This is a genomic window from Calidifontimicrobium sp. SYSU G02091, from assembly GCF_022631395.1.
Lineage (GTDB): Bacteria > Pseudomonadota > Gammaproteobacteria > Burkholderiales > Burkholderiaceae_C > Calidifontimicrobium > Calidifontimicrobium sediminis.
On record NZ_JALBGB010000023.1, the window covers coordinates 37,381 to 58,576 of the forward strand.

23 protein-coding genes are annotated in these 21,196 nt (G+C 72.0%); 9 read left to right on the plus strand and 14 right to left on the minus strand.

All coding sequences use genetic code 11. The features are described from left to right. Positions 1-45 precede the first annotated feature (45 nt). Genes thpR through MOJ79_RS19110 form a run of 3 tightly spaced genes read left to right on the plus strand, consistent with a single transcriptional unit; the run spans position 46 to position 3,310 of the window. Positions 46-612, plus strand: a complete 567-nt coding sequence (thpR, locus tag MOJ79_RS13790; RefSeq protein ID WP_241924675.1) for an RNA 2',3'-cyclic phosphodiesterase — start codon at positions 46-48, stop codon at positions 610-612. A gap of 53 nt (positions 613-665) precedes the next feature. After that, positions 666-2,831, plus strand: coding sequence for an FAD-dependent oxidoreductase (locus MOJ79_RS13795; RefSeq protein WP_241924676.1), 2,166 nt, complete (start codon positions 666-668; stop codon positions 2,829-2,831). Next, positions 2,828-3,310 carry a DUF3047 domain-containing protein gene (locus MOJ79_RS19110; RefSeq protein ID WP_241924677.1) on the plus strand — a complete coding sequence of 161 codons (483 nt, stop codon included), beginning with the start codon at positions 2,828-2,830 and terminating at the stop codon, positions 3,308-3,310. Before MOJ79_RS13795 ends, MOJ79_RS19110 begins: the two co-directional genes overlap by 4 nt. Before the next feature lie 35 nt (positions 3,311-3,345). Here MOJ79_RS19110 and tolA read toward each other — a convergent pair whose 3' ends face one another. The 10 genes from tolA to asd all read right to left on the minus strand — a co-directional run bounded on the left by tolA (position 3,346) and on the right by asd (position 10,375). Then, positions 3,346-4,314, minus strand: coding sequence for a cell envelope integrity protein TolA (gene tolA, locus MOJ79_RS13805; protein ID WP_241924678.1), 969 nt, complete (start codon positions 4,312-4,314; stop codon positions 3,346-3,348). 4 nt (positions 4,315-4,318) lie between these two features. Continuing rightward, on the minus strand, positions 4,319-4,744 hold the full coding sequence (locus MOJ79_RS13810; protein ID WP_241924679.1) for an ExbD/TolR family protein: 426 nt from the start codon (positions 4,742-4,744) through the stop codon (positions 4,319-4,321). 2 nt (positions 4,745-4,746) lie between these two features. After that, on the minus strand, positions 4,747-5,472 hold the full coding sequence (tolQ, locus tag MOJ79_RS13815) for a protein TolQ (RefSeq protein WP_241924680.1): 726 nt from the start codon (positions 5,470-5,472) through the stop codon (positions 4,747-4,749). Next, positions 5,469-5,897 (minus strand): tol-pal system-associated acyl-CoA thioesterase, encoded by a 429-nt coding sequence (ybgC, locus tag MOJ79_RS13820; protein ID WP_119354116.1) that lies wholly within the window; start codon positions 5,895-5,897, stop codon positions 5,469-5,471. Before ybgC ends, tolQ begins: the two co-directional genes overlap by 4 nt. Before the next feature lie 50 nt (positions 5,898-5,947). Next, entirely contained in the window at positions 5,948-7,087 is a 1,140-nt protein-coding gene (locus tag MOJ79_RS13825; RefSeq protein WP_241924681.1) for a nucleotidyltransferase domain-containing protein, read from the minus strand. Beyond that, positions 7,084-8,001 (minus strand): HprK-related kinase A, encoded by a 918-nt coding sequence (locus MOJ79_RS13830; RefSeq protein ID WP_241924682.1) that lies wholly within the window; start codon positions 7,999-8,001, stop codon positions 7,084-7,086. The genes MOJ79_RS13825 and MOJ79_RS13830 overlap by 4 nt, the downstream gene beginning before the upstream one ends. Further along, positions 7,998-8,399 carry an HPr-rel-A system PqqD family peptide chaperone gene (locus MOJ79_RS18980; RefSeq protein WP_259374496.1) on the minus strand — a complete coding sequence of 134 codons (402 nt, stop codon included), beginning with the start codon at positions 8,397-8,399 and terminating at the stop codon, positions 7,998-8,000. Before MOJ79_RS18980 ends, MOJ79_RS13830 begins: the two co-directional genes overlap by 4 nt. After that, entirely contained in the window at positions 8,357-9,007 is a 651-nt protein-coding gene (locus MOJ79_RS13840; RefSeq protein WP_241924684.1) for a hypothetical protein, read from the minus strand. The genes MOJ79_RS18980 and MOJ79_RS13840 overlap by 43 nt, the downstream gene beginning before the upstream one ends. Before the next feature lie 119 nt (positions 9,008-9,126). Further along, positions 9,127-9,459 carry a hypothetical protein gene (locus tag MOJ79_RS13845; RefSeq protein ID WP_241924685.1) on the minus strand — a complete coding sequence of 111 codons (333 nt, stop codon included), beginning with the start codon at positions 9,457-9,459 and terminating at the stop codon, positions 9,127-9,129. Positions 9,460-9,481: 22 nt separating this feature from the next. Further along, positions 9,482-10,375, minus strand: coding sequence for an archaetidylserine decarboxylase (gene asd / locus MOJ79_RS13850; protein WP_241924686.1), 894 nt, complete (start codon positions 10,373-10,375; stop codon positions 9,482-9,484). 27 nt (positions 10,376-10,402) lie between these two features. On the opposite strand from asd, the gene MOJ79_RS13855 reads away from it, so the two are divergent. Further along, positions 10,403-12,046 (plus strand): aminotransferase class III-fold pyridoxal phosphate-dependent enzyme, encoded by a 1,644-nt coding sequence (locus MOJ79_RS13855; RefSeq protein WP_241924687.1) that lies wholly within the window; start codon positions 10,403-10,405, stop codon positions 12,044-12,046. Between the two features lie 27 nt (positions 12,047-12,073). On the opposite strand, the gene MOJ79_RS13860 is transcribed toward MOJ79_RS13855, so the two are convergent. Next, positions 12,074-12,685, minus strand: coding sequence for a hypothetical protein (locus MOJ79_RS13860; protein ID WP_241924688.1), 612 nt, complete (start codon positions 12,683-12,685; stop codon positions 12,074-12,076). A 179-nt stretch (positions 12,686-12,864) separates the two neighbouring features. On the opposite strand from MOJ79_RS13860, the gene MOJ79_RS13865 reads away from it, so the two are divergent. After that, on the plus strand, positions 12,865-14,106 hold the full coding sequence (locus MOJ79_RS13865; protein WP_241924689.1) for a glycosyltransferase family 4 protein: 1,242 nt from the start codon (positions 12,865-12,867) through the stop codon (positions 14,104-14,106). A gap of 75 nt (positions 14,107-14,181) precedes the next feature. Then, complete coding sequence (gene ppk2 / locus MOJ79_RS13870; protein ID WP_241924690.1) at positions 14,182-15,111, plus strand: polyphosphate kinase 2; 930 nt, start codon at positions 14,182-14,184, stop codon at positions 15,109-15,111. 24 nt (positions 15,112-15,135) lie between these two features. On the opposite strand, the gene MOJ79_RS13875 is transcribed toward ppk2, so the two are convergent. The 3 genes from MOJ79_RS13875 to MOJ79_RS13885 all read right to left on the minus strand — a co-directional run bounded on the left by MOJ79_RS13875 (position 15,136) and on the right by MOJ79_RS13885 (position 18,995). Continuing rightward, a complete protein-coding gene (locus MOJ79_RS13875) occupies positions 15,136-16,365 on the minus strand; it encodes a cytochrome D1 domain-containing protein (RefSeq protein ID WP_241924691.1) in 1,230 nt (409 codons plus the stop codon). A 182-nt stretch (positions 16,366-16,547) separates the two neighbouring features. Further along, on the minus strand, positions 16,548-17,003 hold the full coding sequence (locus tag MOJ79_RS13880) for a fasciclin domain-containing protein (protein ID WP_241924692.1): 456 nt from the start codon (positions 17,001-17,003) through the stop codon (positions 16,548-16,550). Positions 17,004-17,321: 318 nt separating this feature from the next. After that, the gene (locus MOJ79_RS13885; protein ID WP_241924693.1) at positions 17,322-18,995 is read right to left on the minus strand and encodes an electron transfer flavoprotein-ubiquinone oxidoreductase; all 1,674 of its coding nucleotides are present in this window, start codon (positions 18,993-18,995) and stop codon (positions 17,322-17,324) included. Between the two features lie 130 nt (positions 18,996-19,125). On the opposite strand from MOJ79_RS13885, the gene MOJ79_RS13890 reads away from it, so the two are divergent. The 3 genes from MOJ79_RS13890 to MOJ79_RS13900 all read left to right on the plus strand — a co-directional run bounded on the left by MOJ79_RS13890 (position 19,126) and on the right by MOJ79_RS13900 (position 21,109). After that, on the plus strand, positions 19,126-19,908 hold the full coding sequence (locus MOJ79_RS13890) for an SDR family oxidoreductase (RefSeq protein ID WP_241924694.1): 783 nt from the start codon (positions 19,126-19,128) through the stop codon (positions 19,906-19,908). A 115-nt stretch (positions 19,909-20,023) separates the two neighbouring features. After that, complete coding sequence (locus MOJ79_RS13895) at positions 20,024-20,686, plus strand: YceH family protein (RefSeq protein WP_241924695.1); 663 nt, start codon at positions 20,024-20,026, stop codon at positions 20,684-20,686. Positions 20,687-20,689: 3 nt separating this feature from the next. Next, positions 20,690-21,109 carry an acyl-CoA thioesterase gene (locus MOJ79_RS13900; RefSeq protein WP_119288361.1) on the plus strand — a complete coding sequence of 140 codons (420 nt, stop codon included), beginning with the start codon at positions 20,690-20,692 and terminating at the stop codon, positions 21,107-21,109. Positions 21,110-21,196: the final 87 nt, after the last annotated feature.

Here is a 21,196-nt window from a genome sequence, read left to right on the forward strand (position 1 = left end):
TCGCGAGGGTCGAGGCGGTCTCGCCGCGTGCGGTAGCCTCGCGCCATGTCCACCGCCGCGCCGCCAGCCGACACGGCACGCCTGTTCGTCGCGCTGTGGCCCGACCACCGCGTGCGCCAGGCGATCGTGCGCTGGCGTGATCGCTGGCGCTGGCCGCACGGCGCGCGGCTCGTCGCGCCGCGCGATCTGCACGTGACGCTGCACTTCCTGGGCGCGGTGCCGCGCACGCGCGTGCCGGTGCTCGCTGCCGCGCTCGCGTGGTGCGGCGAGCCGTTCGAGCTCGGCTTCGGCGCCGTGCCCCAGTGGGGACATGGGCTCGCGGTCGTCGACGTCGTCGCGCCGCCGGCGCTCGAGGCGCTGCACGCGGCGATCGGCGAGGTCCTGCGGGCGCAGGCGCTGCGCACCGAGGCGCGGCCGCTGCGCCCGCACGTGACGCTGGCACGCCACGCCGCGGGGGCGCAGCCGCCGGCGGCGCCGCTCGCGGTGCGCTGGCCGGTGCGCGAGTTCGTGCTCGTCGAATCGGGCGGCCCGCGCGGCGCGGGTTACCACGTGCTGCGCCGCTACGCGGCTGGCGGCGCCGCGGTAACGTCGGGGCCGCCGCGCGCGACTTGAGCGTGCACCGATCGAAGGCCGCGGTGCCGCGCGGACCGTCTGCCGCCGACCCGATGAACCGCCGCCAGCTGATCCTGCTCGCGCTGCTCGCCGCCGCGGTCGTGGCGTTCTTCGCGCTCGACCTCGGGCGCTTCTTCAGCCTCGGGTACGTCAAGTCGGCGCAGGCCGACTTCGCCGCGCTGTACGCGGCGCGGCCCGTGGCCGTGATCGGCGCGTACTTCGCGCTCTACGTCGCCGTCACCGCGCTGTCGCTGCCGGGCGCGGCGGTGATGACGCTCGCTGGCGGTGCGCTCTTCGGCTTCGGCGTCGCGCTCGTCGTCGTGTCGTTCGCGTCGAGTCTGGGCGCGACGCTGGCGATGCTGGTGGCGCGCTACCTGCTGCGCGACGCGGTGCAGGCGCGCTTCGGCGCACGGCTGGCCGAGGTCGACCGTGGCATCGAGCGCGACGGCGCGTTCTACCTGTTCACGCTGCGGCTGGTGCCGGTGTTCCCGTTCTTCGCCATCAACCTGCTGTTCGGGCTGACGGCGATGCGCGCGTGGACCTTCTACTGGGTCAGCCAGCTCGGCATGCTCGCGGGCACGGCCGTCTACGTCAACGCCGGCACGCAGCTGGCGAAGCTCGACAGCGTCGCGGGCATCGTCTCGCCGGGGCTGCTGGCGTCGTTCGCGCTGCTCGGTGTGTTCCCGCTGCTGGCGAAGAAGGCCGTCGAGGCCGCGAAGCGGCGCCGCGTCTATGCCCGCTGGGCCGATCGTCGGCCGCGCCGCTTCGACCGCAACCTCGTCGTCATCGGCGCCGGCGCCGCCGGGCTCGTCGCGAGCTACGTCGCCGCCGCGGTCAAGGCCAAGGTCACGCTCGTCGAGGCGCACCGCATGGGGGGCGACTGCCTGAACACCGGCTGTGTGCCGAGCAAGGCGCTGCTGCGCACCGCGAAGCTGCTGCACGAGGTGCGCCATGCCCGCGCGCTCGGCATCGCGCACGCCGAAGCGCGGGTCGACTTCGCCGACGTGATGGCGCGCGTCGCGCGCGTCGTGCGCGAGATCGAGCCGCACGACTCGGTCGAGCGCTACACGCAGCTCGGCGTCGACGTCGTGCGCGGCCACGCGACGATCGTCGACCCGTGGCACGTGAAGATCGCGCTGCACGGCGGCGGCGAGCAGGTGCTGTCTACGCGCGCGATCGTGATCGCCGCGGGCGCGCGGCCCCACGTGCCGGACCTGCCGGGGATCGAGCACATCGAAGTGCTGACGAGCGACAACCTGTGGGAGCTGCGCGAGCTGCCGCCGCGGCTGCTGGTGCTCGGCGCTGGGCCCGTCGGCTGCGAACTCGCGCAGGCCTTCGCGCGCCTGGGCAGCGCCGTGACGCTCGTCGAGCAGCTGCCACGGCTGCTCGCGCGCGAGGACGACGACGTCGCGGCCTTCGTGCGCGAGCGCCTCGAGGCCGACGGCGTGCGCGTGCTCGCGGGGCACCGGGCGCTGCGCGTCGAAGCGGCCGGGCGCGACGGCGACGTGCTGGTCGTCGAGCACGGCGGCGTCGAGCAGCGCGTGCCGTTCGACCGCCTGCTGTGCGCGGTCGGCCGCGTCGCGCGGCTCGAGGGCTACGGGCTCGAGGCGCTGGGCATCGTGACGCAGCGCACGATCGTCACCGACGAGGCGCTGCGCACGGTCTACCCCAACATCCTCGCCGCCGGCGACGTCGCGGGGCCGTACCAGTTCACCCACGTCGCCGCGCACCAGGCGTGGCACGCCGCGGTCAACGCGCTGTTCGGGCGCTTCAAGCGCTTCGCGGTGGACTACGCCGTGATCCCGTGGACCACCTTCGTCGACCCGGAGGTCGCGCGCGTGGGCCTCAACGAGCAGGAGGCGCGTGCGCGCGGCGTCGCGTTCGAGGTCACGCGCTACGGCATCGACGACCTCGACCGCGCGATCGTCGACGGGAAGGCGCAGGGCTGGGTCAAGGTGCTGACGGCACCGGCCCGCGACCGCATCCTCGGCGTGACGATCGTCGGCGCGCACGCCGGCGAGCTGATCGCCGAATACGTGCTCGCGATGAAGCACGGCATCGGGCTGAACAAGATCCTCGGCACGATCCACGCGTACCCGACGTTCGCCGAAGCCAACAAGTACGCCGCCGGCGCGTGGAAGCGCGCGCATGCGCCGCAGCGGGTGCTGGCCTGGCTCGAGCGCTTCCACGCGTGGCAGCGCGGCGGGGACGCGCCGTGAGCGTGGCGCCGCGGCGGTGCGTGGCGGCAGCGCTGGCCGCGTGCACGGCACTGGGTGCGGCGGCGCCGCCCGTCGGGCTCGCACCGCTCGTCGGCGGCGACGTCCCCGGGATCGCCGCGCCGTGGCGTTTCGCCGGGCTGCCGCAGCAGAGCCTGCCGTCCACCGAGTACCGCGCGGCCAGCGCCGAGCCGCTGCCCGCCGTGACGCTGTGCTACGTGTGGGCGCACGCGCAGCCCGCCGGTGCGGTGCTCGCCAACGCGTACTCGCGCCGCGTGCGCTACGTCGTGCTGCGCAGTGCCGACGCCCCGCTGGCCACCTGGCTCGACGAGCGGCGCGACGTCGCGGCCGACGACCTGCGTGCATTCGGCGACGAGGCGCGCGAGATGCCGCCAGCGAGCGCGATCGCCGTGGCTGGCGACGCCGACAACACCGGCGCGCACAGCGTCGCGCACGTGAGCGCACTGCGCGCCGGCCCCTGACGGCGCGCGGCTCGCGCGCGCCGCAGCCGTGCGGCTCAGTCGCGCGGGCGGAACACGATCACGATCGATGGCGGCACGCGGCCGTCGACGTCGCGCGGCAGCACCGCGGTGCGGTCGATCGCGCGCAGCACGGCGTCGTCCCACGCGGGCACGCCGCTGCTCTTGACGATGCGGCGCGAGACGATGGTGCCGTCGGGCAGCGTGCGCAGCTCGACCTCGGCGGCCGGGTTGCCCGGCACGTCGTCGGTGAAGATGATGTTGGGCTTGACGCGCGCGACGATGCGCCCCGCGTAGCTCGCCGAGGGTGCCGCGTCGCGCACCGCGGTGCCGCTCGACGACGGGCTGCCGCTGCCCTGCGCCTGGCTCAGCATGCGCTCGAGCTGCGCCTGGCGCTGCGCCTCGATGCGCTTCTGTTCGGCGAGCTCGCGCTGGCGCTGCGCCTCGGCCTGGCGGCGCTGCTCGGCCTCGCGCTGGCGCTTGGCCTCGGCTTCGGCGCGCGCCTTCTCGGCGCGTTCGCGCTCGATGCGCTCGCGTTCGGCACGTTCGCGTTCGGCACGTTCGCGTTCGGCACGTTCGCGTTCGGCACGTTCGCGTTCGGCACGTTCGCGTTCGGCACGTTCGCGTTCGAGCCGCTGCCGCTCGGCCTGGCGCTTGGCCTCGGCCTCGCGCTGCTCGCGCAGCTGGCGCTCACGCTCGAGCGCGATGTCGGCTTCGCGCCGTGCCGGCGGCGCGGGCGCTGGCGCCGGCGGCGGCGGGGCCGGACGTGGTGGCTCGGGGGCGGGTGGGGCCGGCGGCGGTGGCGGGGGTGCGGGCGGTGCGGCGATCTGCGGCACTGCAGCCCACAGCTCGGCGCTGACGGGCGTCGGGCTCTGGCTGCGCCACTGCAGCCCGAGCGCGAGCGCGGCCAGCAGCGCCGCGTGCGCGCCGAGCGCGACGGCCGCACCCGGCCCCAGCCGGTCGGCCGGCGGTGGCTTGAGCGGGTCGATCGCGCTGCGCCCGCCCATCGCGTCAGCCGGCCTGGCGCACCGACAGGCCCACGCGCTGCACGCCGCCGCGCTGCAGGCGGTCCATCACGCGCACGACGGCGTCGTACTTGACGTTGCGGTCGGCCGAGATCACGACCGGCACCTGCCCGTTGCCGCCCTGCGCCTGCTGCACGCGCGCGACGAGCTGCGGCAGCGCGACCGACTCCTCGTTGCCGCCATCGACCTTCAGCCGCAGGCGCTCGTCGGCGCCGACGATGATCTCGACGACTTTCGGTGCGCGCTGCTGCGCGGTACCGACGCTGGGCAGGTCGACGACGCCGACCGTGATCAGCGGTGCGCTGACCATGAAGATGATCAGCAGCACCAGCATCACGTCGATGAACGGGACCATGTTGATCTCGTTCATCGTGCGCCGGCGCCGCCCGCCGCGGGCTGCGAGCTGCGGCATCGTCAGAACCTCGACGCGGCGGCCGCGGGGGCCGCGGCGGCGGGTGCGGCGGCCGGCGTGCCGGCGTTGCGCTGCAGGATGTTCGAGAACTCCTCGATGAAGGTCTCGAGCTGGATCGCGATGCGGTCGATGTCGCGCGCGAAGCGGTTGTAGGCCACGACCGCCGGGATCGCCGCGAACAGGCCGATCGCGGTGGCCACCAGCGCCTCGGCGATGCCCGGCGCCACGGTGGCCAGCGTGACCTGCTGCAGGTTCGACAGCCCGACGAAGGCATGCATGATCCCCCACACGGTGCCGAACAGCCCGACGTACGGCGACACCGAGCCTACCGAGCCGAGGAAACTCAGGTGCGTTTCCATCGTGTCGAGCTCGCGCTGGAAGCTCGCGCGCATCGCGCGGCGTGCGCCGTCGAGCTGCGCGGCGGCGTCGAGGCGGCGCTCGCGCAGCTTCAGGAACTCGCGCATGCCGCTGGCGAAGATGCGCTCCATCGGCGCGCCGTCGCCGGCGGCACGCGCGATCGCGGCCTGGTACAGCTCGTTGAGGTTGCGCCCCGACCAGAAGTCGCGCTCGAAGCCGTCGTTGCGCTCGCGCACGCGCTTCAGGCCGAACAGCTTGCCGAAGATCACGGTCCAGCTCGCGAGCGAAGTCACGAGCAGGCCCGCCATCACGAGCTGCACCACGAGGCTGGCCTGCATGACCAGCGAGACGATCGACATGTCCTGGTTCATCTTCGGAGTTCTTGCATCGCCGCGTCGGCGATCGGCTTCGGTAGGCGCCGCGGCGCAAAGGTTCCCGCGTCGACGCAGCCGATGCGGATGTCGCCCTCGGCGAGCAGGCGGTCGCCATGCCAGGCCTGCTGTGCGACGTCGAGACTCGCGCGCCCGGCCGCGACGACGGTCACCGTGACATCGAGCTCGTCGTCGAGCCGCGCCGGTCGCAGGTAGCGCACCGAGGTGGCGGCGACGACGAACATCAGCGCGTGCTCGTCCTTCAGCCGCTGCTGCCCGATGCCCAGCGCGCGCAGCCACTCGGTGCGCGCGCGCTCGAAGAACTTCAGGTAGTTGGCGTAGAAGACGATGCCGCCGGCATCGGTGTCTTCCCAGTAGACGCGCAGGCGGTGGACGAAAGGGGCGGCGCGGGTGAAGTCGCTCATCGCTGGGGCCGCATTATCGGCGTGCCCTGCGGCGGCCCCGTTGCCGGTCGTTACCGCGTCGTGTGGCTGGCGTCGTTCTGCGCCGCGGCCTGTGCCGCGCGCTCGCGTGCGTCCTTGCGCCGCTGCAGCGCACGCATCCACGCCTTGCGCGCCAGGTGCGGCGCGATCTGGTACCACGGCATGCGCAGGTGGTGCGAGCGCACGTACAGCGCGAAGCGCGCCGGCCGCGTGAGCGCGGTGTCGCACGCCGGGTGGTCGGGGCGCAGCGCGATGGCCAGCAGCGCGTTCATCGCCGCGCGCGGCAGCAGTGGCGCGCGCAGCGCGTCGAAACGCTCGCGCAGCGCCTCGGGCGGGCGCGTGCCGAACAGGCGTTCGACGTGGTGCAGCGCGTAGCTCAGCGGCACGCCGACGCCGAGCTCGGCGGCGCGCCGCGCGAGTTCGTCCCAGAAGCCGGCGCCGTCGCTGCCGAAGTGCAGCAGCAGGTCGCGGATGTCGAGCAGGTCTCGCAGGCCGCCTTCGAACTCGCCTTCCTGCAGCAGGTGCACCGCGCTGTGCAGCACCATGTCGGCGGGCGCGAGCACGCGCAGCCCCATGCCGTGCACGGCCGGCACCGAGCGCTCGAGCAGCGAGCCACCGTCGATCGGGAAGCGCGACGTCGGTGGCGTGATCGTGTGGTGCACGTCGAGGTGCGTGCGCCGCTGCACGTGCTGCAGCGGCGGCAGCTCGTGCATCCACTGGCGGTAGTAGCGGTCGTCGTAGGGATCGAGGCGGGCCGCGACCCAGCCGCCGGCCATCAGCGCAGTCTCGACCTGCGCGAGGCGGTCGCGCGCGACGAGCAGGTCGACGTCGCCGAACAGCCGCCCGCGCCACGGCGGCAGGTCGGCCGCGATGTAGGCCGCGCCCTTGAGCAGCACGACGGGGCCGTCGACGTGGCGCAGCGCGAAGCGCAGGCGGTCGATCTCCCACAGTACCTCGTCGCGCTGGCGCTGCACGACGCGCAGTGCGCCCCGCAGGTGCTGGCGCGGGCCGGCGGGCACCGCGTCGATCCAGCCGCGCTCGTCGTAGCGCCAGGCCAGCCGCGCGAGCAGCCGCGAGCGGCGCGCCTGGCTCAGCAGGTCTTCCCACTGGCGGGGCGTGAACTCGAGGCGCTCGGGGGCCGTCAGCGCCGGCGTGATCAGGTCGCCGTTCACGACGGTGCGCCGGCTGCGAGGCGGTCGAAGACGGCGATCGCGTCGTCGAGGTGGCCGTAACTGAAGTCGGCGCACTCGCACGCGGTGACGAGGTCGGCCAGCGCGTCGAAGCCGGCGCGGCCGAGCACGCCGTAGTTGAACGAGTTCTGGCCCAGTTCGATCATCGCGTCGGCCTTCGACCGCTCGGTGAGCTGCGCCGGCGCGCCGGCGACGTAGCGCGGGAACACGATCCACGCCGGCGCGGCCGCTTCGTCCATGCGCAGCACGTGCTCGGTGGGCACCTTCATGTGCACGACGGTGCCCTTGCTGGTGTCGTGCGTCGGCTCGCTCATCACGGCGTCGGGTGCGAAGCGGCGGATCACGTCGATCGACGCGTTCTTCAGGCTCACCGGCCGCGCGAGCGGCCACACGCGCCCGTCGGCGAGGGCGACGAGCGCCATCTCGTCGGACAGCAGCCGCCAGCCGCGGTGCACGAGCGCCGCGCACAGCGTGCTCTTGCCCGAGCCGGGCGGGGCCGGCAGGATCGCCGCGCGCCCGCCGCGCTCGACGACGGCCGCGTGCAGCGTCAGGTACTCGAACGTGTGGGTGCTGATGCACCAGTTGAGCGTCCACTCGAGCAGCGGAAACGCGTGGCCGAGCGGCAGCGGCTCGAAGTTCGGCTCGCCGTCGTACAGCGCGCGCACCTGCGGGCGAATCCAGCGCCGCAGCCCGCGCACGCGGCCGACGTCGAGCGTGAAGTCGCAGAAGTCGTCGTCGCCCAGGCGCGGGTAGTCGCCGTACAACAGCGCGATGCCGCGGGCGACGCGATCGGCGTCGCAGCGCAACCGGAACCCGAACGGCCCGGTGCGTACCGCCAGCCGTCCGGCCGCCAGTTCGCGCTTCAGTGCATCCGCGGGGAGTTCGCCAATCCTCATGCAGCGCCGGGCTTCGGCTCGATCCAGCCCAGTCTGAACAGCTTCTCGAGGATGGTCTCCAGCGTCTGCGAGAACTCCGGCATGGCGTCGACGTCCAGGTCGGCGCGAAGCATCGCCAGCAGCTCGTCCCGGCAGCAGGCGCCGGACTCGATGCACGCCATCACGGCGGCGCTCAATGGGTCGAGCAAGTGCGTGTCGCCGGAGCGCACTTCGATCACGACCGAATCAGCGCCCCAGTCGCGCCAGTGCCACTGCGCCGTCGGGTTCAGCCGCCAGGGCTCGCTCGGCCCCGTGCCACCGCTGTACGGCGTGCTGCCAGCCGCGTCACCAGGCGGCTCTGCACAATGTTGCTCTGTCAGGCGCCGTTCTCCTGAAAGTCGCGCAGGAAGGTCAGGCAGGCGAGCTGCTTGGCCGGGTCCTTGAACATCGAGACGAGTTCGTGCGACGTGTAGGTGAACTGTCCGCCGTCGTAGAACGCCGTCGAGTTCAGGCAACCGGTGATCCAGTGCCGGTGCGGGGAGATCTGCTGCGCCATCAAGTCACGAATCTTCCAGCCGTTGTAGCCACTCTTGTCCGAGAGGCCAAAGACCTGCCAGAACGGTGCATCGGGCGTGAACGCGGTGTTGTTGACACCCTTGCAATACGCTTGGTACTGGTTCTTGTTCCAGCGCTTCGGCCAGTTGTCGGTGGAGCCGTAGTACCAGCACGACCTGCCCTTCGACTCGGTGAAGTCGCGGTGGTAGAGCGACGAAATCACCGAGTGGCAGCCCGAGACAGTCGCGTGGCGCTTGCGGACCGGGTCGCTCTTGTGGAAGCAGTACTTGCGGTCGCCGCCGAGCCCGGCGAGCGCCTTCATCGGCGCCCCTGCTGCGGCGGTGGCGGCGCCCAGAGACAAGCTGCGCAGCAGCGTGCGCCGGCGCGCCACAGAGCCGGCGGCATCGCCGCGCGGCGCCTGGCCGTCGGCCGGCGTGCCGTGGGCGGGGGGATCGCGGTCGGATTCGTTCATCGCAGCCTCTCCTGGGTGGGCGCTCGCAACGGACAAGCAAGCCGCGTGCGCGCGCCGGCGGGAATTCCCACCACCCTTAAATCTTCGCACGCGCGCCGAGGGACGGCCAGCCGCATGCGTCACCTGCAAGCCTTGGCCCCCGCGTCCGCGGGGATCGGCAAGGTGCCACGCGGACTTTGAAGTGTAAAAAAAGCCGACAGCTTGAGCCTGTGGCCGTTGTCACCAGGGGATGCGCTCAACGCGCCGACACTCCTGTATCTGCCGTTGCCGCCACTCTCGCGCGACGTTGACTGGTATCCGCAGGCGAACCCGACGGCGAGGAAGTCGATCGCCGAGACGATCGCCAGCCGACGGTTGCTGGCGGTGAGGTGGTCGACCAGGCCATACGTCAGGGGCGCGGTGAAAGTCCACAACCCGGCGAACTCGGCGCGCCGGGGTTCAAAGAGGCTCATCGCGGTTCCCGCGCATGCCCGCTCAGGGCAGGCGCATCAGCGCCTGCCCCATGCGGATGCGCGCGCCCGGCGCGATGGCCGGTGCCAGCGTGAAGCCGCGCGGCGCGAAGACGAGGATCGTCGAGCCGTGCTCGAACCAGCCGAGCTCGTCGCCCTTGGCGAACGGCACGTCGCAGGCGATCTCGTTCGGGCCGCGGTACTTCAGGTGCAGCCGCACGTCGAGCGCGTGCAGGCGGATGCTGGCCACCAGGATCGCCGCCACCGGCACCAGCGTGACGACGTGGCCGCCGGCGATCGTCGTCTTCAGCAGCGCGCGCTCGTTGCGGCAGAACAGGCGCGGGATGCGCGCGAGCGCCGCAGGGTTGACGTTGAACACCTCGCCGCTGACGTAGGTCACGTGTTCGAGCCGCCCGTCGTGCGGTGCGTGGAAGCGGTGGTACATCGCCGACGTCAGCCGCAGCGTCGCCCAGGTGCCGTCGCGGTAGTGCGCTGCCAGCGGCGAGCCGGCGAACAGGTCGTCGAGCGTGTACGGCATGCCCTTGGCCTGGAACAGCTGGCCGTCGCGCACGGTGCCGCAGGCGCCGACGATCGCGTCGCACGGGCTCGCGAGCACGCGCGGGTCGGCATCGACGGTGCGCGCGCCGGGCTTCAGCGCCCGCGTGAAGCACGCGTGCAGGCTGCGAAAGCGCGTCTCGCGCGCGTCGCTCAGGTCCAGCTCGGTGAACTGGCGCCACACCGCGATCGACAGCCGCGCGAGCCACTCGCATTCGATGCGGCTGAACCAGCCGACGAGGTGCGTCAGCGCCGCGCGCGGCACGCGGTTGGTCAGCACGAAGTTCAGGTCCTCGTGCTGAAGCCAGCGGTCGCGCCGGCGTCGTGGCGCGCGCGCGTCGTCGAACGGGTGATTCACGGCCATGTCAAATGCCTCGGTTACCAATCGGGGATGAACGAAACCCTTGCCCTCGCCCTCGGCGCCGGCGCGCTCGCGCTGCTGCCCAAAGTCAAGCGCCGCCTCGAGCTGTCGCGCGCCAAGCACCCGTCGCTGGCCGGCCATTCGAAGATGGCCAAGCGCGTCGCAGCGCTGATTCCCGGCTACGCGTACGACGAGCAGCGCTTCTTCGCCGCCGACGGCGCGCCGGGCGACGTCGTCGCGCGCCGCCGCGCCGGCTTCGAGCGGCTGGCGGCGCTGTACCGCGAGCGCTACCCCAAGTCGGTCGCGCTGACGACGCAGGCGCGCGAGGGCATCTCGGACCTGCAGTTCACCGGCGCGTACCGCGTGCCGTACCCGTTCAGCCGCTACCTGCGCGAACACCTGGCCGTGGGCGCGTTCGTCGAGTCGAGCGCCGGCGTGACCGTCACCGACCTCGACGGCAATGCCTTCTTCGACCTCACCGGCGCGTACGGCGTCAACGTGTTCGGCTACGACTTCTACAAGGACTGCATCGCCGAGGGCAGCGCGCGCGTCGCGGCGCTCGGGCCCGTGCTCGGCAGCTACCACCCGGTCGTCGCCGACAACGTGCGCCGGCTGCGCGCGATCTCGGGGCTCGACGAGGTGTCGTTCCACATGTCGGGCACCGAGGCCGTGATGCAGGCCGTGCGCCTGGCGCGCTACCACACGCGGCGCACGCACCTCGTGCGCTTCGCCGGCGCCTACCACGGCTGGTGGGAGGACGTGCAGCCCGGCCCCGGCAACCCGGTCAACCCGCGCCACACCTACACGCTGGCCGAGATGGACGAGCGCACGCTGCACGTGCTGCGCACGCGGCGCGACATCGCGTGCGTGCTCGTCAACCCGCTGCAGGCGCTGCACCCGAACAGGCCGGCGCCGGGCGACTCGTCGCTCGTCGACGGCTCGCGCCGCGCCGGCTTCGACCGCGCCGCCTACACGCGCTGGCTGCAGCAGCTGCGCGCGGTCTGCAGCGAGCGCGGCATCGTGCTGATCTTCGACGAGGTGTTCGTCGGCTTCCGTCTCGCGCCGGGCGGGGCGCAGGCGTACTTCGGCGTGAAGGCCGACCTCGTGACCTACGGCAAGACGCTCGGCGGCGGCCTGCCGGTGGGCGTCGTGTGCGGGCGGCGCGAGCTGATGAAGCGCTTCCGCGACGAGCGGCCCGCCGACATCTGCTTCGCGCGCGGCACCTTCAACTCGCACCCCTACGTGATGGGCGCGATGGCGGCCTTCCTCGACCGCCTCGAGCGCCCCGAGGTGCGCGCGCTGTACGACGGTCTCGACGAGCGCTGGAACGCGCGCTGCGCAGCCTTCAACGCGCGCATGGCGGCCGAGGGGCTGCCGCTGCGCGCGGCGAACCTGTCGACGATCTGGACGCTGTTCTACACGCAGCCGGGGCGCTACCACTGGATGCTGCAGTTTTACCTGCGCGCGCAGGGGCTGGCGCTGAGCTGGGTCGGCACCGGCCGGCTGATCTTCAGCCTGAACTACGGTGATGCCGAGTTCGCGCAGGTGCTCGAGCGCGTCGTGGCCGCCGGCCGGCAGATGCAGGCCGACGGCTGGTGGTGGCACGACGCCGCGCTGACCGACAAGGCGATCAAGCGCAGCCTGCTGCGCGAGATGCTGGCGCAACGCTTCTGAGACGCTTCTCGGTGCGCCCCCGCGCGCTCAGCGCGCGGGGCGCCGGCCGTGTGCCGGGTCGATCAGTTGCCCGCGCAGCAGCTTCAGCGGCGCCTTGTGGTACAGCCAGATGTCGTGGAACGGGTCGGTGAGGATCTTCGTCGCCCACACCAGGCCCGTCGTCACGCCCTGCAGGAAGAACAGCTGCACGGTGCGGAACACGAGGCCGCCGGCGCCGAGCGCCAGCCACAGCCAGCCGACGTCGCGCGCGTAGCCCCACAGGTCGGCGCTCGGCGCGATGAGACCGAAGAAGCTGCGGTCGAACCACAGCACGAGTGGCAGCAGCACCCAGATCGCCATCAGCACGACCTTGCGGCGCAGGTTGTAGCCGACCTTGATCTGTTCCTTGTACTCGTGCGTGGCCTCGTTGACGTGGTCGTAGCCCCGAGGCTCGAAGAAGAAGTGCCCGGCCTGCCGTGTCGTCATCGACACGCACCAGGCCAGCAGCGCCGCCAGCGGCGGATCGACGAACAGCAGGCCGTACGCGACGACGAACGAGATCGCCGACACGAGGTGCAGCGACTGGTTGATCGTGCTGTGGTGGTAGTAGCGGTGGTCGTCCCAGCGCTGGATCTCGAGCTGGCGCAGGAATTCGTTCATCGTCGGGTCTCCGTGGGTGGACGAGGCAGCAGCGCGACCTGCACTGCGCGTGACGATGCTGCGGCGCGGGCGTGAAACCGCGATGACGCGCTCGCGACGCGGCGGCGTCGTTGCGTTGACGCCGCGACACGCGCGGCGGCGGTCATCGAACTGTCGCTTGCTGCAGCGACGATGCGCGCGTGACGCAACGCGACGACGCCGGCATCACGGTCGACGACCTGCCGACCGTGCGCCGCTCGCTGCGCGTGGCCGTCGTCACCGAGACCTACCCGCCCGAGGTCAACGGCGTCGCAGCGACGATCGCGCCGATCGTCGAGGGCCTGATCCAGCGCGGGCACGCGGTGCAGCTCGTACGCCCGCGCCAGCACGCCGGCGACCGGCCCGACGACGCGCAGCGGCTGCACGAGGTGCTGCTGCGTGGGCTGCCGATCCCGCGCTACCCGCACCTGAAGATGGGGCTGCCGGCGCGGCGCGCACTGGGCGAGCGCTGGAGCCGCCAGCGCCCCGACGTCGTGCACATCGTCACCGAAGGGCCGCTGGGCTGGTCGGCGCTGCAGGCCGCGCAGCGGCTGCGGCTACCGGTGGTGTCGGACTTCCGCACCAACTTCCACGCCTACAGCCGGCACTACGGCGTCGGCTGGCTGCACAAGCCCATCGTCGCGTACCTGCGCAAGTTCCACAACCGCACCGCGTGCACGATGGTGCCCACCGAGGCGCTCAAGCGCGAGCTCGAAGCCTACGGCTTCCAGCGCCTGGCGGTGGTCGCGCGCGGCGTCGACACGCGCCGCTTCGATCCCTCGCGCCGCAGCGACGCGCTGCGCCAGTCCTGGGGCTGCGCGCCGGGCGACCGCGTGCTGCTGTACGTCGGGCGGCTCGCGCCGGAGAAGAACCTTGAGCTGCTGCTGCGCTGCCACGCGCAGATGGCGGCCGTCGACCCGCGGCTCAGGCTCGTGCTCGTCGGCGACGGGCCGTCGCGCGCCGACCTGCAGGCGCGCTGCCCGCAGGCCGTGTTCGCCGGCACGCAGTCGGGCGACGCGCTCGCGGCGCACTACGCGTCGGGCGACCTGTTCGTCTTTCCGAGCCTGACCGAGACCTACGGCAACGTGACGCCCGAAGCGCTGGCCAGCGGGCTGGCGGTGCTCGCGTTCGACTACGCGGCGGCGGCGCAATTGATCCGCGACGGCGACAACGGCCTGCTCGCGCCGGCCGGCGACGAGGCGGCGTTCGTGCAGCGCGCGCTGCGGTTGGCGGCGTCGCCGGCGCTGGCCGCCGCGCTCGCACGGCGCGCGCGCGAGACGATGGTCGGTCACGGCTGGGAGCGCATCGTCGCGCAGGTCGAGTCGGTGCTGCTGGCGGCACTCGCGCAGCACGAGCCGCTGCCGTGGCGGCCGGTGCGCGTGCCGGTGGCCAGCGACGTCTGACGGCGCGCTGTCACAGCGCGGTCACAGACGGCCGCGACGCTGGCGGGTCGACCCCTTTGCGCCTGCGACACCGCCATGACCCGACCGACGCCGCTGCCCGACCTGTCCGACCTGCGCGAGCGCATCGAGCAGGAACTCCTCGACGGCTACGACGAGGAGCTCGAGATGGCGTACGAAGACCGCGACGTCGACGCCGAAGGGCGCACCGTGGTCGACCGCAGCCCGCAGGCACGCGCGGCGCGGCAGACCTACTTCCGCGAGCTGTTCCGGCTGCAGGGCGAGCTCGTGAAACTGCAAGACTGGGTCGCGCACACCAGGCACAAGATGGTCATCGTCTTCGAGGGGCGCGACGCGGCCGGCAAGGGCGGCGTCATCAAGCGTATCACGCAGCGGCTCAACCCGCGTGTGGCGCGCGTCGTCGCGCTGCCGGCGCCCAGCGACCGCGAGCGCACGCAGTGGTACTTCCAGCGCTACGTGCCGCACCTGCCAGCCGGCGGCGAGATCGTGCTGTTCGACCGCAGCTGGTACAACCGCGCCGGCGTCGAGCGCGTGATGGGCTTCTGCACCGAGGACGAGGTCGAGGAGTTCTTCCGCTCGGTGCCCGAGTTCGAGCGCATGCTGGTGCGCTCGGGCATCCAGCTCGTCAAGTACTGGTTCTCGATCACCGACGACGAGCAGCACCTGCGCTTCCTCGGCCGCATCCACGACCCGCTGAAGCAGTGGAAGCTCAGTCCGATGGACCTCGAGAGCCGCCGCCGCTGGGAGGACTACACCAAGGCCAAGGAGGCGATGCTCGAGCGCACGCACATCCCCGAGGCGCCGTGGTGGATCGTGCCGGCGGTCGACAAGAAGCGCGCGCGGCTCAACTGCATCCACCACCTGCTGAGCCTGGTGCCCTACCACGAGGTCGAGCGCCCCGAGGTCGTGCTGCCGCCGCGCGAGCGGCACCCGGACTACATCCGCCACCCGGTGCCGCCCGAGATGATCGTGCCCGAGGTCTACTGACCCCGGGCACGCCCCGCGGGGGCGTCAGCGCGGCAGCTCCTCGAACACGCCGGTCCACACGTTGAGCACCTGCGCGCCGCCCGGCGCGTTGCCGGTGGCGATCTCCTTGACGACGGTGAGGCTCGCCATGTCGATCTTGTGCAGGTTGCCGTCGCCGGCGTTCGACACGTAGCCGAAGCGCCCGTCGCGCGTGAACGCGACGTGGCCCATGCGGCCCTTGCCGACCGTCAGGTCCTTGACGAGGCGGAACGTCTTCGCGTCGATCACGCTGATCACGTTGTTGCCGTAGTTCGTCACCACCGCGTAGCGGCCGTCGGGGGTGTTGTAGGTGTGGCCGATGCCGGTGCTGCCGGTGTCGACGCGCGCGACGACCTGCTTCGTGCGCGCATCGACGGCGGCCACCGCGGTGCCCCTGAGGTCGTTGCCCGGGCCGCGGTTGAGCATGTAGAAGTGCCGCCCGTCCTGCGTGAAGTTGCCGTGGTGGCCCTCGATCGCCGCCTGCCCCGCGAGCGGCAGGTTCACGCGCGCGATCTGCGGCATGCCCGGCTGCGTCAGGTCGTAGACGAGCGCCGCCGGCGGCTCGGCCGTGCCGCGGCCCTCGACGACGAGCCACAGCTCCTTGCCGTCGGGGCTCGGCACCGGGTAGTGCGGCTGCGAAGGTGTCGCGATCTTGCGCACCGACCAGTCGCGCGTGTCGATCACGAGCAGGTTCCGGTCGACACGGTCGACGGTGAACGCGTAGCGCGAGTCGACGCTCCAGCTGTTGTGCATCGACGTCACCGCGGTCGGCGACGCGGCACCGGCGACCGCGACCTCGACGTTCTTCGCGATCTCGTGCGTGCGCGTGTCGATGAAGGTCACACGCAGCTTGCCGCCGTCGAGTCCCCAGTGGTTGACCATCACCCAGCGCCCGTCGGGGCTGACCTGGGGGTGCTTCGGGCGGCTGCCGGTGGCGAGTTTCTTGACGACCTTGCGCTCCTTCAGGTCGAGCACGGTGACGGTGTTCTGGTTCAGCGCCTCGCCGCCGACGTAGACGTAGCGCCCGTCGGGCGTCGTCGAACCGAGGTTGCCGCCAGGCACCGTGTCGAGCGCGGCGACGACCTGATCGGTGCGCGGGTCGACGAGGTAGGCCTTGCCCAGCGTGTGCAGGTGCACGACGACGTCGGGCCACACGGGCGCGGGCGTCGGCGCGAGGCTCGCGCAGCCCGACAGCGCGGCGAGCGCGGCCGCGGCGAACAGGAAACGGCTCTTCACGATCTGACTCCTCCACGGGCGGTTGTTCGGTGACGGCGCGGTGGACGCGCCGCCCATCGGCCCATCCGCATGGGGGCAGTAGATCGCAGCGCTCGCGGCCGTGTCAACGCCGGCGGGGGCGCAGCGGGCGGACCGCTTCGCGGCGGCCCGCTCTGGCGCGGCCGGTGCCGGACAGCGCCGGCTTACAGCTGCGGCAGGATCACCGCGTCGATCACGTGGATCACGCCGTTGTCGGCCACGATGTCGGCCTTGACGACGTTGGCGTCGTTGACGCGCACGCCGCCGGCGGTGCTCAGCGTGATCGCCGAGCCCTGCACGGTCTTGACCTCGCCGGCCTTCACGTCGGCGGCCATGACTTTGCCCGGCACGACGTGATAGGCGAGCACCTGCTTGAGCCGGTCCTTGTCGGCGAGCAGCGCGTCGAGTTCGGCCTGCGGGATCTTCGCGAACGCCTCGTCGCTCGGCGCGAACACGGTGAACGGGCCGGGACCCTTCAGCGTCTCGGCCAGGCCAGCGGCCTTCACCGCGCTGACGAGCTTGTTGAACGTACCCGCCGCAGCGGCCGTGTCGACGATGTCCTTGGCCTGGACGGCGAACGCGGCGACAGACAGGGCCGAGAGGGCAAGCAGCTTCTTCATCGGGACTCCTTCAGGTGAAGAGGGTGGCACGCAGCGACGCTCACGAACGAACGGGCCCCGCGGGGCGTCGGGCCGGGTGGCACACGGGGCCATACGACCGAGACGCCGCGCCGCCGTTCCATGCGCGGCCGTGCGGCTTCGAAGGCGCGGCGACGCAGCGCAAAGGCCCGCCGATCGCGCCGTGGAACTCGGCGCGGACCTGCGGGACGTCGAGCGGGCGCGACACGCCGCGAGGCGTCGTCACGGGCGATGCTCGACGACGCGGGCGAGAGGCGTCGAGCGTTCGTGGTGTGCCGCGTGGGTGGCGGCGCCGGGGTGCTACATCCCCGCGTAGTTCGGCCCGCCGCCGCCCTCGGGCGTGACCCAGACGATGTTCTGCGTCGGGTCCTTGATGTCGCAGGTCTTGCAGTGCACGCAGTTCTGCGCGTTGATCACGAGGCGGTCGCTGCCGTCGTCGTTCTTGACGAACTCGTAGACGCCGGCCGGGCAGTAGCGCGCCTCGGGGCCGGCGTACTTGTCGAGGTTCACCGCCACCGGCACCGACGCGTCCTTGAGCGTCAGGTGCGCAGGCTGGTTCTCCTCGTGGTTCGTGTTGCTCAGGTACACCGAGCTCAGCCGGTCGAAGGTCAGCACGCCGTCGGGCTTCGGGTAGCGGATCGGCTCGCACGCGGCCGCGCCGCTCAGGCGCGTATGGTCGGGCGTGTGGCGGTGGATCGTCCACGGCGGGCTCTTGATGCCGAGCCGCGGCAGCAGCCACTGCTCGACGCCGGTCATCACGGTGCCCACCAGGCGGCCCTTCTTGAACCACTGCTTGAAATTGCGGCTCGCGTCGAGCTCCGCGTACAGCCAGCTCTTCGCGAAGGCCTCGGGATAGGCGGCGAGCTCGTCACCGCTGCGCCCGGCGGCGATCGCCGCGGCCGCCGCCTCGGCGGCGAGCATGCCGCTCTTGATCGCGGCGTGGCTGCCCTTGATGCGCGAGGCGTTGAGCGTGCCGGCGTCGCAGCCCACGAGCGCGCCGCCCGGGAACACGAGCTTGGGCAGGCTCAGCAGACCGCCGGCGGTGATCGCGCGCGCGCCGTAGCCGATGCGCTTGCCGCCTTCGAGGTGCGCGCGAATCGACGGGTGCGTCTTCCAGCGCTGCATCTCCTCGAACGGGCTCAGCCACGGGTTCTGGTAGTCGAGCCCGACGACGAGGCCGAGCGTGACGCGGTGGCCCTCGAGGTGGTAGAGGAAGCCGCCGCCGTAGGTGTTGTCGTCCAGCGGCCAGCCGGCGGTGTGCACGACGAGGCCCGGCCGGGCCTTCTCGGGCGGCACTTCCCACAGCTCCTTGATGCCGATGCCGTAGCTCTGCGGGTCACGGCCCTCGTCGAGCGCGTAGCGCGCGATCAGCTGCTTGCCCAGGTGGCCGCGCGCGCCCTCGGCGAAGACCGTGTACTTGCCCAGCAGCTCCATGCCGAGCTGGAAGTTCTCGGTCGGTTCGCCGTCCTTGCCGATGCCGACGTTGCCGGTGGCCACGCCGCGCACGCGCCCGTCGTCGGTGTACAGCACCTCGGCGGCGGCGAAGCCGGGGAAGATCTCGACGCCCAGGGCCTCGGCCTGCTCGGCGAGCCACTTGACGACGGCGCCGAGGCTGATCACGTAGCAGCCCTCGTTGCGCATGCAGTCGGGGATCAGCGCATGCGGCGTCGCGCTGGCGCGGTGTTCGCTCAGGATCAGCACCTCGTCGGCCGTCACCGGCTGGTTCAGCGGCGCGCCGCGCTCCTTCCAGTCGGGCAGCAGCTCGGTCAGTGCGCGCGGGTCCATCACCGCGCCCGACAGAATGTGCGCGCCGGGCTCGGAACCCTTCTCGAGCACGACGACCGACAGGTTCGCGTCGAGCTGCTTGAGCCGGATCGCGGTCGCGAGCCCGGCCGGCCCGGCGCCGACGACGACGACGTCGTACTGCATCGACTCGCGCGGGCCGAACTGCTCGAGGATCTGCTGCGGCGTCATGGAACGGGTCTCCTGGACTGGCGAGCCGCGCATTCTACGGGGCCAGCGGACAAAATCGAACGGTCGTGCTATTTCGCCGTGTCGTGTCACGACCGCGTGCTATCGTCGCCGCGACGAATCGGGAGTGGTCATGAGTTACCAGATCGACCTGTCGGGCCGCGTGGCCCTGGTCACCGGCGCGTCCAGCGGACTGGGCGCGCAGTTCGCGCGCACCTTGGCACGTGCCGGCGCCGGCGTCGTGCTCGCGGCGCGCCGCATCGAGCGGCTGAAGACGCTGCGCGCCGAGATCGAGGCCGCCGGCGGCGACGCGCACGTCGTCGCGCTCGACGTGACCGACCCCGACAGCATCAAGTCGGCCGTGGCGCACGCCGAGACCGAGATGGGCACGCTCGACATCCTGGTCAACAACTCGGGCGTCAGCACGACGCAGAGGCTCGTCGACGTGACGCCCGACGACTACGACCATGTGATGGACACCAACACGCGCGGCGCGTTCTTCGTCGCGCAGGAGGTCGGCAAGCGCATGATCGCGCGCAGCCGCGGCGCCGCGCCCGGTACCTTCACCGGCGGGCGCATCGTCAACATCGCGTCGATGGCGGGGCTGCGCGTGCTCGGCCAGATCGGCGTGTACTGCATGAGCAAGGCGGCGGTGATCCACATGACGCGCGCGATGGCGCTCGAGTGGGGGCGCTACGGCATCAACGTCAACGCGATCTGCCCCGGCTACATCGACACCGAGATCAACCACCACCACTGGCAGACCGAGGCCGGGCAGAAGCTCATCCAGATGCTGCCGCGCAAGCGCGTCGGCCAGCCGCAGGACCTCGACGCGGTGCTGATGATGCTGTGCGCCAACGAGAGCCACTTCGTCAACGGCGCGGTCATCGCCGCCGACGACGGCTTCGGCGTGTGATGGGGTCTCCCCCGAAGCGCCTGCGGCGCCTCCCGCCAGGGGGCGCCGCCAGCGGACCGGCGAAGCCGGATCCGCGGCGGCCGCTTGATGGGCGGCGTAGCCAGCGGGAGCGCATGTGCGTGCGCTGACGCCGCTCGAGGCGCGCGTGCTCGGCGTGCTCGTCGAGAAGCAGGCCACCGTCCCCGACACCTACCCGCTGAGCCTGAACGCGCTGGTGGCCGGCTGCAACCAGAAGACGGCGCGCGAGCCGGTGATCGTGGCGACCGATGCCGACGTGCTCGGCGCCATCGACGGACTGAAGGACCTGAGCCTCGTCGTCGAGGTCAGCGGCAGCCGCGTCGTGCGCTTCGAGCACAACGCGCCGCGCGTGCTCGGCGTGCCCGGCGCCGCGGTCGCGCTGCTCGCGGTGCTGATGCTGCGCGGGCCGCAGACCGCGGCCGAACTGCGCCTGAACGCCGAGCGGCTGCACCGCTTCGCCGACATCTCGTCGGTCGAGGCCTTCCTCGACGAGCTCGCCGCGAAGGACCCGCCGCGCGTCATGCGGCTGCCGAAGGCTCCCGGCGAGCGCGAGCACCGCTGGGCGCACCTGCTGTGTGGCGACGTGAGCGTGCCCGTGCCCGCTGCGGCCGCGCCGGGCGACGCCGGCGTCGGCGCCGGCGAGCTCGCGGCATTGAAGGCCGAGCAGGCGCGCCTGGCGCGCGAGGTCGCCGACCTGCGCGCGCTCGTGCAGCGGCTGGCGCGCGAGCTCGGCATCGACCCCGACACGACGACGACCTGAACGATGCGATTCGAGCTGCCCGAACACAAGAAGCTGACGCACCAGACCGTGATCCCGATCCGCTGGGGCGACATGGACGCGATGGGCCACGTCAACAACACGGTCTACTTCCGCTACATGGAGATCGTGCGCATCGAGTGGCTGCACGCGCTTGGCGGCGCGCCCGACCCGCAGGGCACCGGGCCGGTGATCGTCAACGCGTTCTGCAACTTCCACAAGCAGCTCGAGTACCCGGGCGACGTGCTCGCGAAGCACTACGTCGCCAAGCCCGGGCGCAGCAGCTTCGAGACCTACATCACCCTCGAGCGCACCGACGAGCCGGGCGTCATCTACGCCAGCGGCGGTGCGAAGACGGTGTGGGTCGACTTCCCGGCGGGCAAGTCGGTGCCGCTGCCCGACTGGCTGCGCGCCGTGATCGCCTGACGACGCGCTTGACGGCGCTCAAGGCGGTCAAATCCGACGAGGGTTTGCGCTGATGCGCCGGTCGTGACCCGTCGCCCACGATACCGA